The sequence below is a fragment of the Arthrobacter silvisoli genome, assembly GCF_003369445.1.
GTDB lineage: Bacteria > Actinomycetota > Actinomycetes > Actinomycetales > Micrococcaceae > Arthrobacter > Arthrobacter silvisoli.
On record NZ_QRCU01000038.1, the window covers coordinates 1 to 13578 of the forward strand.

Annotated in this window: 11 protein-coding genes; 8 read left to right on the forward strand and 3 right to left on the reverse strand. The window is 68.8% G+C overall.

All coding sequences use genetic code 11. The annotated features are described in order from the left end of the window. Positions 1–172 precede the first annotated feature (172 nt). Positions 173–829 (forward strand): MBL fold metallo-hydrolase, encoded by a 657-nt coding sequence (locus DWV11_RS10565; protein WP_115788846.1) that lies wholly within the window; start codon positions 173–175, stop codon positions 827–829. Between the two features lie 6 nt (positions 830–835). Here the strand turns inward: DWV11_RS10565 and cds1 are convergent, their stop codons facing one another. Further along, on the reverse strand, positions 836–1921 hold the full coding sequence (gene cds1, locus DWV11_RS10570; protein ID WP_115788847.1) for an L-cysteine desulfhydrase Cds1: 1086 nt from the start codon (positions 1919–1921) through the stop codon (positions 836–838). Between the two features lie 119 nt (positions 1922–2040). On the opposite strand from cds1, the gene DWV11_RS10575 reads away from it, so the two are divergent. The 7 genes from DWV11_RS10575 to DWV11_RS10605 all read left to right on the forward strand — a co-directional run bounded on the left by DWV11_RS10575 (position 2041) and on the right by DWV11_RS10605 (position 8429). Continuing rightward, entirely contained in the window at positions 2041–2895 is an 855-nt protein-coding gene (locus tag DWV11_RS10575; protein ID WP_115788848.1) for a sulfurtransferase, read from the forward strand. After that, positions 2892–4049 carry an NAD(P)-dependent alcohol dehydrogenase gene (locus tag DWV11_RS10580; RefSeq protein WP_115788849.1) on the forward strand — a complete coding sequence of 386 codons (1158 nt, stop codon included), beginning with the start codon at positions 2892–2894 and terminating at the stop codon, positions 4047–4049. The genes DWV11_RS10575 and DWV11_RS10580 overlap by 4 nt, the downstream gene beginning before the upstream one ends. Further along, positions 4046–4474: an HIT family protein gene (locus DWV11_RS10585; RefSeq protein ID WP_115788850.1), complete on the forward strand. Its 429-nt coding sequence runs from the start codon at positions 4046–4048 to the stop codon at positions 4472–4474. Before DWV11_RS10580 ends, DWV11_RS10585 begins: the two co-directional genes overlap by 4 nt. Before the next feature lie 111 nt (positions 4475–4585). Then, positions 4586–6262, forward strand: a complete 1677-nt coding sequence (locus tag DWV11_RS10590; RefSeq protein ID WP_115788851.1) for a helix-turn-helix transcriptional regulator — start codon at positions 4586–4588, stop codon at positions 6260–6262. 89 nt (positions 6263–6351) lie between these two features. Next, positions 6352–6678, forward strand: a complete 327-nt coding sequence (locus DWV11_RS10595) for a hypothetical protein (RefSeq protein WP_115788852.1) — start codon at positions 6352–6354, stop codon at positions 6676–6678. Positions 6679–6690: 12 nt separating this feature from the next. Then, positions 6691–7881 (forward strand): flavin-containing monooxygenase, encoded by a 1191-nt coding sequence (locus DWV11_RS10600; RefSeq protein ID WP_245953552.1) that lies wholly within the window; start codon positions 6691–6693, stop codon positions 7879–7881. Between the two features lie 59 nt (positions 7882–7940). Next, positions 7941–8429 (forward strand): methyltransferase family protein, encoded by a 489-nt coding sequence (locus DWV11_RS10605; RefSeq protein WP_245953553.1) that lies wholly within the window; start codon positions 7941–7943, stop codon positions 8427–8429. Between the two features lie 18 nt (positions 8430–8447). On the opposite strand, the gene DWV11_RS10610 is transcribed toward DWV11_RS10605, so the two are convergent. Beyond that, the gene (locus tag DWV11_RS10610) at positions 8448–9446 is read right to left on the reverse strand and encodes a beta-ketoacyl-ACP synthase III (protein WP_115788853.1); all 999 of its coding nucleotides are present in this window, start codon (positions 9444–9446) and stop codon (positions 8448–8450) included. 129 nt (positions 9447–9575) lie between these two features. Continuing rightward, the gene (gene hrpA / locus DWV11_RS10615) at positions 9576–13568 is read right to left on the reverse strand and encodes an ATP-dependent RNA helicase HrpA (RefSeq protein ID WP_115788854.1); all 3993 of its coding nucleotides are present in this window, start codon (positions 13566–13568) and stop codon (positions 9576–9578) included. Between the last annotated feature and the right edge of the window lie 10 nt (positions 13569–13578).

The window sequence follows — 13578 nt, forward strand, 5'->3', positions numbered from 1 at the left end:
AGTCACAAACACGGGTGGAACGGCCAGGACCCACTCTGCCAGCCAGTCCCAGACCAGCCACGGAAATCCTCACAGTCGCTTAGCTCGTCCGGGGCCCCTCGCGCGCTAGCGACCAGCGCGCTCCCCATACTCGCAAGCTCGTCCGGGGCCCCTCGCGCGCTAGTCTTGGGCCATGAAGCTGACCAAGTTCACGCATTCCTGTGTCCGCCTGCAGAAGGACGGGCACGTGTTGGTGATCGATCCGGGGACATTCTCGGAGGCGGAGGAGGCTTTGGCGGGTGCCCACGCGGTGCTCATCACCCATGAGCATCCGGACCATGTGGACGCCCCGGCGCTGCTTGAAGCGCTGCACGCCAACCCGGGACTCCAGGTCCACGCCCCGGCCCGCCTCGCCGCTGAGCTCGCAGGGAAGGCCGGCGACGACGGCGGGCGCGTACACGCCGTCGAGCCTGACAGTTCCTTCGAAGCGGGCGGCTTTGCCGTGCGCTCGTTCGGCGGCCAGCATGCCCTGATCCACCCGCTGGTGCCGATCGTGGCGAACATCGGCTACCTCGTGGAGGAGAACGTCTTCCACCCCGGCGATTCCTTCGTGGTCCCGCACGGCATCGAGGTGAAGACGCTCCTGGTGCCGCTGCACGCACCGTGGTCCAAAGTGGGCGAGGTGGTGGACTTCGTGGTGGCCGTGCGCGCACCGCAGGCCTACCCGGTCCATGACGCGCTCCTCAATGAGCTGGGCCGCGGACTGGTCGAAGGGCACGTCGGCCGGATCGGCGGCAAGTACGGCACCACATACACCAGCCTGGCGCCACGCGAGTCCGTGGAAGTCTAGCCGCGCTTATACCCCGGGCCACGCCCCGGTGTCGAAGAAGCGGTTCAGGACGGCCTCGTACGGCTGCGGGTCCAGGCCCTGCGAGTCCAGCCATTCCTGCCTGTAGTAGCTGCCCGCATAGCGCTCCCCGCCGTCGCACATCAGTGAAACGATGCTTCCGCGCTTTCCTTGCGCCACCATCTCCGCAAGCAGCTGCCACACGCCCCACAGGTTCGTGCCGGTGGAGGGGCCGGCCCGGAGGCCGGTGAGGCTGCGGAGGTGCCGCATGGCCGCGACGGACGCCGCATCCGGCACCGGGATCATGGTGTCGATGACCGCCGGCACGAAACTCGGCTCCATCCGCGGGCGGCCGATGCCTTCGATCCGGGACGGCATGCCGGTGCTGAACTCCTCGACGCCGTCCCGCCAGCCCGGGTAGAACGCGGAGTTTTCGGGGTCGACGACGGCCAGCCGGGTTCCGTGGCAGTGGTACCGCAGATACCGGCCGATGGTGGCGCTGGTTCCGCCGGTGCCGGCCCCCACCACGATCCACTCCGGAACCGGGTGCTCCTCCAGGGCCAGCTGTTCGAAGATCGATTCCGCGATGTTGTTGTTGCCGCGCCAGTCGGTGGCCCGCTCCGCGTAGGTGAACTGGTCCATGTAGTGCCCGCCGGATGTGCGGGCTGCCTCCTGCGCCGCGGCGTAGACCTCCGAGGCATGGTCCACCAGCAGGCAACTGCCACCGAATTCTTCAATGAGGGCGATCTTCTCCGGGCTGGTGGTGCGCGTCATGACCGCGATGAACGGCAGGCCGATGAGCCGGGCGAAGTACGCCTCCGAGACGGCGGTGCTGCCGCTTGACGCCTCCACAATCGTGGTGCCTTCGTTGATCCAGCCGTTCACCAGGCCATACAGGAACAGCGAGCGCGCCAAGCGGTGCTTCAGGCTGCCGGAGCGGTGCGTGGACTCATCCTTCAGGTACAGCTCGACACCCCAATGCTCCGGCAACGGGACCGAATAGAGGTGGGTGTCGGCGGACCGGTTGTTTTCGGCCTCGATGCGGCGGATGGCCTCGCTGGCCCACCGCCTGTCTTGCTTTCCTGCAGTCTTCACCGATCCAGCCTAGCTCCCCGCCCTCGCAAGCTCGGCCGGGGCCCCTCGCCGGTTAGGCCGGGGCCCCTCGCCGGTTAAGCTGGGAGCCGGGTGTTTGCCACGGGAACAAAGGAGACGCGATGGGTACGCTGATGGATGTTGCCGCCCTCAAGGAGCGGATGGATTCCGGGAAACGCACGGTGCTTCTCGACGTCCGCTGGGTGCTCGGTGACCCGCACGGGCACGACCACTACCTGGCAGGCCACCTCCCGGGCGCCGTGTTCGTGGATCTGCACCACGAGTTGGCGGATCCGTCGGTGTCCGGCGAGGGCCGCCACCCCCTGCCCGCCCAGGCGGCCCTGCAGCGCAGCGCCCGGGCCTGGGGCATCAATGACGGAGACACCGTGGTGGCGTACGACGACAACGGCAATACCGCGGCGGCGCGCGCCTGGTGGCTGCTCCGCGATGCCGGGCTGGAGCCCGTTTTCCTGCTCGACGGCGGACTGGCAGCTTGGCGCGCTGCAGGCCATCCGGTGGAGTCCGGGGAGCAGGCTGCAACGGAAGGAACGGTCACCCTGGGACACGGCCGGATGCCCAGCATCGACATGGCGCGCGCCGCGCGCTGGGCCGGCCAAGGCATCCTGCTCGACGCCCGGGCAGGGGAGCGCTACCGCGGCGAGATCGAACCCATCGATCCCCGGGCCGGCCACATCCCCGGCGCCATCAGCGCACCGACGGGGGAGAACCTCGCGGCGGACGGCCGCTTCCTGCCGGCAGCGCAGTTGCGCTCCCGCTTCGCCGAGGCGGGAATCGACGGTGGCACCGCCGTCGCGGTCTACTGCGGTTCCGGAGTGACGGCAGCCCACCAGATCGCGGCACTGGAGATCGCCGGGTTCCCCGCAGCGCTTTACCCGGGCTCCTTCTCGCAGTGGTCCTCCGAGGAGGCGAATGAGGTGGCCGTCGGCGCCGCACCCGGTGGTAGCGTCGGAGCATGACTCCCGGACGCCCCGTACCCCCTCCGCTCGGCAAACCCCTGACGGCTGCGGAAACCCAGGAAACCCGCACCGGCCCGGGCACCCTCACGGCCGCGATGGGCGCGACGTCCGCCGAAAGCGGCCTGCGTCCGCTGACCCTGGCGCGCCGCGTACCCAAGGACGACGACGTCGAGATCGACATCGAATTCTGCGGGCTGTGCCACTCCGATGTGCATGCCACACGGGGCGAATGGGGCAGCCGCCCCTACCCCTTGGTGCCGGGCCACGAGATCGTGGGCAGGGTGCGCCGCACCGGAGCAGCGGTGGATGACTTCAGGGCCGGGGACCTGGTGGGCGTCGGTTGCCTGGTGGACTCGTGCCGGGAATGCGACAGCTGCCTCGAAGGGCTCGAACAATACTGCGAACGCGGAAATGTCGGCACGTACGGCGTGAAGGACCCGCGGAACGGCAACGCCATCACCCAGGGCGGCTATTCGGGCACGATCGTCGTGGACCGCCGCTTCGTCCTGCGGATTCCCGAAGGCATGGACCCGGCTGCAACCGCTCCGTTGCTGTGCGCGGGAATCACCACCTACTCGCCGCTGCGCTATTTCGACGTCGAACCCGGGGACGTGGTGGGTGTCGTTGGGCTGGGCGGTCTCGGCCACATGGCGGTGAAGATCGCCAAGGCGATGGGCGCGGAAGTGGTGGTCTTCACCAGTTCGAAAGGCAAGACGGCGGCCGCGACCGAACTCGGCGCTGACCAGGTGGTCCTTTCCCGGGAACCCTCCGCGATGGAAGCGGCCAAGGCAAGCATCGACGTCATCATCGACACCGTGGCCGCGCCGCACGACCTCAACCCGTACCTGCGCACCCTTCGCCTGGGCGGGGCGCTCTTCCAACTGGGACTGCCGCCGAGCGACATGCCGCCGGTCAGTCCCGGGCTCCTCATCCGGCGCCGCTTGGCCTATTCCGGTTCCCTGATCGGCGGGATCGCCGAGACCCAGGAGATGCTCGATTTCTGCGCCGAACACGGCGTGGCCAGCGACATCGAGATCGTGGGCGCCTCCGGGCTCAACGACGCCTATGACCGTATGGTCGCGGGCGACGTGAAGTACCGCTTCGTCCTGGACACCAAGACCCTGCACACCCCGTCCGAAAAGGCAGACGCATGAGCACCCTCTTCACCAAGATCATCAACGGCGACATCCCGGGCCGCTTCGTCTGGAAGGACGAAGACGTGGTGGCGTTCCTGAGCATCGCGCCCCTCGCCGACGGCCACGTCCTGGTGGTCCCGCGCCTCGAAGTGGACCGCTGGACCGATGCACCGGCCGAAGTGCTCGGCCGGGTGACCGCCGTGGCGCAGACCATCGGCAAGGCACTGGTCCCCGAGTTCGGCGCCGCTCGGGCGGGGCTGCTGGTGGCCGGCTACGAGGTGGACCATCTGCACGTTCACGTGTGGCCGTCGAATTCGATGGCCGACTACGATTTCGGCTCCGCGGACCACAACCCGGACCCGTCACAGCTCGAGGCCAACGCCGAGCGGATCCGTACGGCGCTGCGGGATGCCGGGCACGGGGAGTTCGTCCCGGCGTCCTGAGCGGCCTGCTCCGAGGCGGGCATTGTGGGCCGCAGGAGCCAGGCGTACCGTGGCGCATAGACAAGGACGAAAGCCGCGCCGCCGCAGCGCGGCCGCAGTGCCGGAGGAGCCATGGCAACGTCCAAAGCCGGCCTGGACCTGGGCCGCGCCGCCTACGACGATCACCGCTGGGGTGAAGCCTTCGGACACTTCGGGGACGCGCACCGCGAAGGCGGCCTTCCCGCCGCCGACCTCGAACGCTTCGCCACCGCCGCGTTCCTCACGGGCCACGCTGACGACGGGACCGGGGCACTGGCCCGGGCCCACGAAGAGTTCCTCCTCACCGGTGACGTCCCGGGAGCCGTGCGGTGCGCCGCCTGGTTGGGTATCCACCTGCTGAACAGCGGCTCGTCGGCGGCCAGTTCCGGGTGGCTGGCACGTGGCACGAGGCTCCTGGCCGAAGTCGACGAGCCCGGTGCCGCCGAAGGACTGCTCCTTATCCCGGCCGCCGTCGCGAAACTCTACGGTGGCGACGCCGCAGGTGCGTCCGCCCTTTTCAGCAGGGCCCACGGAATCGGTACGGCTTCGCACGACCGGGACGTCACGTGCCTGGCGCAGCTCGGCCAGGGGCAGGCACAGGTCATGCTCGGCAATCCGGCGGCCGGACTGGAACTGTTCGACGAGGTGATGGTGGCGGCCATCTCCGGGGAGGTGTCCGCCATTCCCTCCGGCATCATCTACTGCGCCACCATCGGAACCTGCCAGGCTGTCTTCGACCTGCCCCGTGCCCTGGAATGGACCATGGCGCTTGACCGCTGGTGCGAGGGCCAGCCGGACCTGGTGCTCTTCAGCGGCCAATGCCATGCGCACCGGGCGGAGCTGTATGTCCTGCGCGGCCAGTGGGACGAGGCCATGGCCGCTGCAGCGAAGGCGCAGGAACGGTCCTCCCACGGGGATCCTGAGGCCAGGTTCGGGGCCTTCTACTACCAGGGAGAAGTACAGCGGCTCCGCGGCCTCTTCGAAGCCGCTGCCGCCTCGTACCGTGCGGCAGCGGACTCCGGCTTCGACCCGCAGCCGGGAATGGCGCTCCTGCACCTTGCCCTCGGGGAGGTGCAGCTCGCCCGCCGCCAGATCAACGACGCCGTGGCTGCCGCCGACCCCACCTGGCGGAGCCGCCTGCTGTCCGGCCTCGTCGAGATCGAACTGGCGGCCGGCGACCTCGCAGCGGCCCGCAGCGCGGCGGATGACCTGGCGCGCTTCGCCGCAAGTTATCCGGCACCGATGCCCCGCGCCCTGGCTGCCCAGGCGGACGGCTCGGTGCTCCTCGAGGGCGGTGAAGCCACCGCGGCCTTGAAGCCGTTGCGGACCGCCTGGACCTTGTGGCGGACCCTTGAGAATCCCTATGAGGCCGCTCGCTGCCGAGTGTTGGTGGCCAAGGCGCGCCGCCGCCTGGGCGACGAAGAAACCGCCCGCATGGATTTCGACGCTGCGCGCGAAGAACTGGAGGAGCTCGGTGCCGGGCCGGCCTTCGCGATGGTCGATGCGCTGAACGGGGCCGGGCCGTCCGACGGGCCTGACGCGTCCGGCGGGGTGGTGCCGGGTGGGGCGGCGAGCGGTCCGCTGACCGGCCGCGAAGTGGAAGTCCTCCGGCTGGTAGCGGCCGGCAAGAGCAACCGGGCGGTCGCCGTCGAACTCTTCCTGAGCGAAAAGACCGTGGCGCGGCACCTGAGCAACATCTTCCTGAAGCTGGAAGTGACATCGCGGGTGGCGGCAAGCCGCTATGCGTATGAACACGGGTTGATGGCGTGAGGCCTGCGGCTAAATACCCATACGCGTCCGGCGCAAGATGCGTCATCCGTCCGATGCGCGCCCACAGCCTCCGGCAATAGCGTCGAAGCATGAACCTTCCCTTGGTCGCCGGAACCGTCTCGACCTTCCTCTTCACCGCGAGCATGCTGCCGATGCTGCTCAAGGCGGCACGCACGAAGGACCTGTCCTCGTACAGCCTGGGCAACCTGCTCCTGGCCAACATTGCGAACGCGGTCCATTCGCTTTATGTGTTCAGCCTGCCGCCCGGGCCGATCTGGCTGCTCCACGGGACCTACGTCCTGGCGTCCGCCATGATGCTGTCCTGGTGGCTGCGCTACCGCCACGCACCCGGCAATCCGGCGCAGCCGGCGGCCACAGAAGGTTTCCGTTCCACCGAAGAAGTGCTGGCAGCATAAGGAGGCTTTGCCATGGACACATCCGACATGAACCCTGGTCGGAATCACGCATCCGAGGGGGTCCTGGACACCATCATCGTCGGCGGCGGGCAGGCCGGGCTTGCCTTGGGCTATTTCCTTTCCCGGCAAGGACGCGACTTCGCCATCCTCGACGCCGGACAGAGGGTGGGCGACGCCTGGCGCCGGCGCTGGGACTCCCTGCGCCTGTTCACTCCGGCCAAGTATGACGGCCTTCCCGGGATGCCGTTCCCGGGGGACGGCCTCGCGTTTCCGGGCAAGGACGAAGTGGCCGACTATCTCGAAGGCTACGCCGCCCATTTCGGCCTGCCGGTCCGGCCCGGCGTGAAGGTGGAGCACCTCCGGAAGGAAGACGGCCACTACGTGGCGGAAGCGGGCGGGCAGAGCTGGAAGGCCCTGAACGTCGTGGTGGCCACAGGAGCCTGCGTCGCACCGAAGGTTCCCGGCTTTGCCGGGCAGTTGGACGACTCCGTTTTCCAGCTGCATTCGAGCCTGTACCGGAATCCCGCGCAGCTCCGGCCCGGCCCTGTCCTGGTGGTGGGCGTCGGGAACTCCGGCGCGGAGATCGCCTTGGAGCTGAGCCGCAGCCACTTCACCCTGCTGGCGGGAAAGCCCACCGCGGAACTGCCGGTCAAGCACGGCCGGGCCGCGGCCCGCTTCGTCCTGCCGATCGTACGGTTCGCCGGACTCCACATCCTCACGCTCGGCACGCCTATCGGCCGCAAGGCGGCACCGGAGTTCCTCGGCCACGGCACCCCGCTGATCCGCACGAAGCTCAAGGACCTCGCGGCGGCCGGCGTCGAATCCGTTCCCCGGATCACGGGCGTGCGCGACGGCAGGCCGGTGGCCGGAGACGGCCGCGTCCTCGACGTCGCCAACGTCATCTGGTGCACCGGCTACCGGGACGATTTCAGCTGGGTGGAGCCCGAGGCCTTCGACGGCGACGGCCGGCCGCGGCAATACCGCGGCGTGGCGCAGGACGTTTCCGGACTGTTCTTCCTGGGCCAGGAATTCCTCTACGCCGCTACCTCGGCCACGCTGCCCGGGCTCGCCCGCGACGCCGGATACCTGGCGCGGCAGATTCCCCGCCGCGGGACCGGGGTTTCCGCAGGCAGTGCTGCGGGCCGGGCGCAGCAAGCCCGCCCGCAGAAGAGCCGTCCCGAGAAGGCCCGGGAACGGGCTTGACGGCCGGGTCTGGGCTGACCGGGCGGGGCTTGACGGGCGCCAGGGCGGCCCTCAGGAATGTGCCCCTGCCTCCGGGCCAAGTGGCCGGGCTTGCCGCGGACCTTCTCCTCGCCCGGTTGCGGCCTGCACAGCTTCCAGGACCGCGCGCGCCGAGCCTTGCCGCGGGCGTGGGCATGATCGCGGCCGGATGCGCAATCACCGTCCGCGCGTTGGCGGAACGACGGCGGCGCGAGGGCGGGACCTTCGAATTGGACCGCCCGCGCCGGCTGGTGGTGACCGGTCCCTATGCCGTCAGTCGGAATCCCATGTACGCCGGCTGGTGGCTGCTGCACCTTGGCGTCGGGCTGCTCCAAGGCTCGGCATGGGCGCTGCTCACGACTCCGGCCGCCGCCCTGGCCGAACACAGGGGAGTGCTGGCAGAAGAACGGGAGCTGGCGGAACTGTTCGGCGCAGGCTTCGCGGCCTACGCCGGGCAGGTTCCGCGCTACGTTTCCCTGCGCCGCCTGCGGGTCATGCTGCTGCGGCACACCCGGAAACCCGGGCCTTGAACGAGCCGCTGCAGCGAATCAGGCCTGCTTCGGGGTCATGGCCACCATACCGGCGTAGGTGAAGCCGCCGCCGAACCCGAAGAGCAGGGCAGGCACATCGGCCGGGATCCGGCCGGCGTGCCACCACTTGCTCAGGCCCAGGGGGACGCTCGCGGCGGAGGTGTTGCCGGACTCGGTCACGTCGGTCACCACCACCTTCTCGCTGAGCCCCAGGCCCTGCGCGAGCGGTTCGATGATGCGCAGGTTCGCCTGGTGGGCAACCAGTACCTCGATGTCGTCCAGGGTGAGCCCGGCCCGTTCCACGGCTTCGCGGGCGTGGCCGACGGCGTCGAGCAGTCCCCAGCGCAGCACTTCCCGGCCATTCTGCGAGAACTTGCCCTCCGGCGGGCCGATCCGCACCGAATCGGCCATGTCCGTGCGGGACCCCCACACCACCGGGCCGATCCGGGGTTCCTCGGACGGACCCACGACGGCGGCACCCGCCCCGTCCGCGACCAGCACCGCGGTGCTGCGGTCCGTCCAGTCGGTGACGGTGGAGAGCGTTTCGGCGCCAATGGCGATCGCGTGGGTTGCTGAGCCGGAGCGGATGGCCTGGTCGGCGATGCCGAGGGCGTACTCGAAACCGGAGCAGGCGGTGTTGATCTCGATGACGCCCGGGCCGCGGCGGGCGGCGCCGAGTTCCAGTGCTTGCGCCACGCGGCCGGCTGTGTTGGGGGAGCGTTCCTGTGAGGTGGTGGTGGCGACCACCACGAGGTCGATCTGCTCCGGCGCCAGCTCCGAACCGGCCAATGCCATGCGCGCCGCATCCGTCGCCAGGGTGGCGACGGTTTCGCCTTCGCCGGCGATGTGGCGCGTGATGATCCCGGTGCGCTGGCGGATCCATTCGTCGTTGGTGTCGAGGATCGTCTCGAGCTCGAAGTTGTCCATGACCCGTACGGGCTGGGCGTGGCCGAGGCCGCGGATCTCGGTTCCGGCTGGTCCTTGGGGAAGGTGCAGGGCGGGAAGGTGCGGGGTCATCCTGGTCCTTTCAGAGGGGGCAGCCCGCAGTTGGGGTGCGGTGGTGCGGTCGGGAAAGTCTGTGCTGTGCTCGATGTTGTGCGGTGCTCTGCGCGATGTGCTGTGTGCTCTGCGCAGCGTGCCGGCGGCTTAGGCCGGGGCGAGTGCCTGGTTCAAAGCCGTGCGGATGCGCTTCTCTGAGACGGAATACGCCGTGCCGAGCTCGACCGCGAAGAGGCTCACCCGGAGTTCCTCGATCATCCAGCGCACCCGGGTTAATTCGCTGCCGGCCCGTCGGCCCGGCAGGAGGGCCGCCACGGCGTCGTCGTAATCGTCTTCCAAAGCCTGGACGGCGGCCATGTTCAGGCCGTCGCGCTGCACGTTGTTCGGCAGCTTCTCCAAGCGCTTTTCGATAGCGGCGAGGTAGCGGGGCAGCTGGCTGAGCTGGGCGTAGCCCGTCTGTGCTACAAAACCGGGGAAGACCAGCTGTTCGAGCTGGCTCTTGATGTCATTGAGGGCGCTGATCAGGCTCAAGCTGGTGCTGCCCTTGAGCTGCTTTTCGATGCGGCGGCTGCTGGCGAGGATCCGTTCGACGACGGCGGTCACCGTGAACACCGTATCGATCAGTTCCGCGCGCACGGCTTCGTAGAGGGCGTCGAATGCTTTCCGGTCCCATGGCAACTCGACGGGGGTGAGTTTGTCGATCGCGGCGAGGGCGCAGTCCGCGATCAGTGCGCTGACGGAGCCGTGCGGGTTCTGGCTGAAGGTCAGCTTTTCCGTGTTGTTCAGGTGCTCCAGGACATAGCGGTCCGGCGCGGGGACACGCAGGGCGAGCAGCCGGATGACACCGCCGCGCATGGCGGTTTCCTGCTCGGCCCGGGTCTGGAAGACCCGCAGGGCCACGCTCTTGCCTTCGTCCACCAGGGCCGGGAAGCCGGTCACCTGGTGGCCGTTCACGATCCGGCTGACCTGCCGTTCAACGGTGCCGACGCTCCATTCGGTAAGCCCGGCCTGCTCGGCAAAGGTGCCCGGCGCACCGGCTTGTGCCGCAGCACTGGTGCCGTTGCCGCTAACCGCGCCGCCCGGAATGCCGGCCCGGGCCTGGCCACCGCGGGTCTTGCCGCCAGCGGCCTGGCTGCCCGCGCGTGCCGTCGTCGCGGGCGTCGCTCCGAGGGATTCGGCGATGGCGCGGCGCGTGGCGGGGGCGAGCTCCTGCTGCAGGGCCGCGAGGTCCTTGCCCTCGCCGAGCACCTTGCCGCGGCTGTCCACCACCGTGAAGCTGACCCGCAGGTGCGGCGGAACGGCGGCCCAATTCCAGGACCCGGGCGGGATGATGTGCCCGCGCAGGCGCCGGAGCACCAGTTCCAGCGAGGGTTCGAGTTCGTCCGTGGCGGGATCGAAATCCGCCTCCAAGGCAGCGGCGGCCTGCCGGGCGACATCCGGGGCCGGCACGAAGTTCTTGCGGACCTGCTTGGGCAGGGACTTGATCAGGGCGGTGATGAGCTCAACGCGCTGGCCGGGGATCTGCCAACGGAAGGCTCCGTCGTCGAGCTGGTTGAGGAACAGCACCGGTACCTCGGCGGTCACGCCGTCGGACGGGTTGGGCGGCGAGCCCGGGGCGACAGGATGGAACTCGTAGCTGAGCGGCAGCTCGAAGCCCTTGTGCTGCCAGGTCTTCGGGTACGCCGAATCGTCCAGCGCGGCGGCGTCCTCGCTGATCAGCAGCGACTGGTCGAAGTCCAGCAGCGCCGGGTCCTGCTGCCGGGCGTCCTTCCACCACTTGTCGAAGTGCCGCTCGGACACGACCTCCTTGCCGATCCGCGCGTCGTAGAACTCGAAGAGGGTGTGGTCGTCCACCAGGATGTCGCGGCGGCGCATCCGGGTTTCGAGTTCCTCGATTTCGTTCAGGAGCGCGCGGTTGCGGTGGAAGAACTTGTGGTGGGTGCGCCATTCGCCTTCCACGAGGGCGTGCCGGATGAAGAGTTCGCGGGAGAGCTCCGGATCGATGCGCCCGTAGTTGACCCGCCGGTTGGGGATGACCGGCACTCCGTAGAGGGTGACCTTCTCGTGCGCCATCACCGAGCCGCTGCGGCTGGACCAATGCGGTTCGCTGTAGGAGCGCTTCACGAGGTCCGGGGCTACCTGCTCTACCCAGAGCGGATCGAACTTCGCGGCGACCCGGGCCCACAGCCTGCTGGTTTCAACGAGTTCGGCGGCCATCACGAACGCCGGGGACTTCTTGAACAGGGCCGAGCCCGGGAAGATCGCGAAGCGGCTGCCCCGCGCGCCGGCGTACTCGCGCTTGCGCTCATCCAGCAGGCCGATGTGGCTCAGCAGGCCGGAGAGGAGGCTGATGTGGATGCCCTCGTGCAGGCCGACCGGATCGGCCTCGCGCCTGTTGTCGATCGTGATGCCGAGCGGCTTGGCGAGCTGCCGCAGCTGCTGGAACAGGTCCTGCCATTCGCGCACGCGCAGGTAGTTGATGAACTCATTGCGGCAGAGCCTGCGGAACTGAGTGGAGGACAGCTCCCGCTGCTGTTCCTGGATGTAGTTCCACAGGTTGAGGTAGCCGGTGAAGTCCGAGTTCTCGTCCCGGAAACGGGCATGCTTCTCCGCGGCCTGCTGCTGTTTGTCGGTGGGGCGCTCGCGGGGATCCTGGATGGTCAGGGCCGCCGCGAGGATCATGACTTCCTTGACGCAGCCGCGCTTGCCGGCCTCCACGATCATGCGGCCGAGCCGCGGGTCCACCGGCAGCTGGGCGAGTTTATGCCCGACGGCGGTCAGTCCGCCTTGCTGCTCCCTCGCCCCTTGCTGCGGAGATTTCTGCTGCGGCGGCTTCAGGGCGCCGAGCTCGCGCAGGAGGGTGACGCCGTCGTTGATTGCCCGCGACTCCGGGGGCTCGACGAAGGGGAAGGCCTCGATGTCCTTCGGGCCGCGGGCCACGCCCATCGCGGTCATCTGCAGGATGACGGCGGCCAGGTTGGTGCGCAGGATCTCGGGGTCGGTGAACTGCGGGCGGGATTCGAAGTCCTCTTCGGAGTACAGCCGGATGGCGATGCCCTCGGACACGCGGCCGCAGCGGCCGGAGCGCTGGTTGGCTGAGGCCTGCGACACCCGCTCGATCGGCAGGCGCTGGACCTTCGTGCGGTGCGAGTAGCGCGAGATGCGGGCTGTGCCGGTGTCGACCACGTACTTGATACCGGGCACGGTGAGCGAGGTTTCGGCAACGTTGGTTGCCAGCACGATCCGCCGCTTGCCGCCGGGATTGAAGACGCGGTGCTGTTCCTGCAGGCTGAGCCGCGCATACAGGGGGAGGACCTCGGTGCCCGCGAGGCGCCGGTTCGCCTGGATCCGGCCGTTCAGCGCCTCCGCGGCGTCGCGGATTTCGCGTTCGCCGGAGAAGAAGATGAGGATGTCGCCGGGAGCCTCCTGGGCGAGCTCGTCAACGGCGTCGCACACCGCGTCCAGGGGGTCGCGGTCTTCCTCCAGTTCGTCATCGGGAGTTTCGTCACCTTCCGCCGGGCCGCCCGCGGGCAGCGACAGCGGACGGTAGCGGATCTCCACCGGGTAGGTGCGGCCGGACACCTCGATGATGGGAGCCGGAGCGTCGTCGCTGCCGAAATGCTTCGCGAAACGCTCGGGGTCGATCGTGGCGGAGGTGATGATGATCTTCAGGTCCGGGCGCTGTGGCAGGATCCGCTTGAGGTAGCCGAGGATGAAGTCGATGTTGAGGCTGCGTTCGTGGGCCTCGTCGATGATGATGGTGCTGTACTTGCGCAGCAGTTTGTCCCGCTGGATCTCCGCCAGCAGGATGCCGTCCGTCATCAGCTTGATCTTGGTGTTCTTGCCGGTTTCGCCGGTGAAGCGGACCTGGAAGCCCACCTCCTGGCCGATCTCCACGCCGAGCTCGAAGGCGATGCGCTCCGCCACCGTGCGCGCGGCAAGGCGGCGCGGCTGCGTGTGGCCGATCAGTCCCTTGTCGCCGAGGCCCAGCTCCAGGCACATTTTGGGGATCTGGGTGGTCTTGCCCGAACCGGTCTCACCCGCGATGATCGTGACCTGGTTCGCGGCGATGGCCGCCATAATGTCCTCGCGGCGTTCGGAGACCGGCAGCTCGGCGGGGTAGGAGATGTGAAGTGTCATGGCTGCAAGC

Bases quoted from the DNA above. Each gene is read 5' to 3' on its own strand.
- DWV11_RS10565 (WP_115788846.1), top strand. From the start codon at position 173: ATGAAGCTGACCAAGTTCACGCATTCCTGTGTCCGCCTGCAGAAGGAC.
- DWV11_RS10575 (WP_115788848.1), top strand. From the start codon at position 2,041: ATGGGTACGCTGATGGATGTTGCCGCCCTCAAGGAGCGGATGGATTCC.
- DWV11_RS10580 (WP_115788849.1), top strand. From the start codon at position 2,892: ATGACTCCCGGACGCCCCGTACCCCCTCCGCTCGGCAAACCCCTGACG.
- DWV11_RS10585 (WP_115788850.1), top strand. From the start codon at position 4,046: ATGAGCACCCTCTTCACCAAGATCATCAACGGCGACATCCCGGGCCGC.
- DWV11_RS10590 (WP_115788851.1), top strand. From the start codon at position 4,586: ATGGCAACGTCCAAAGCCGGCCTGGACCTGGGCCGCGCCGCCTACGAC.
- DWV11_RS10595 (WP_115788852.1), top strand. From the start codon at position 6,352: ATGAACCTTCCCTTGGTCGCCGGAACCGTCTCGACCTTCCTCTTCACC.
- DWV11_RS10600 (WP_245953552.1), top strand. From the start codon at position 6,691: ATGGACACATCCGACATGAACCCTGGTCGGAATCACGCATCCGAGGGG.
- DWV11_RS10610 (WP_115788853.1), bottom strand. From the start codon at position 9,446: ATGACCCCGCACCTTCCCGCCCTGCACCTTCCCCAAGGACCAGCCGGA.
- hrpA (WP_115788854.1), bottom strand. From the start codon at position 13,568: ATGACACTTCACATCTCCTACCCCGCCGAGCTGCCGGTCTCCGAACGC.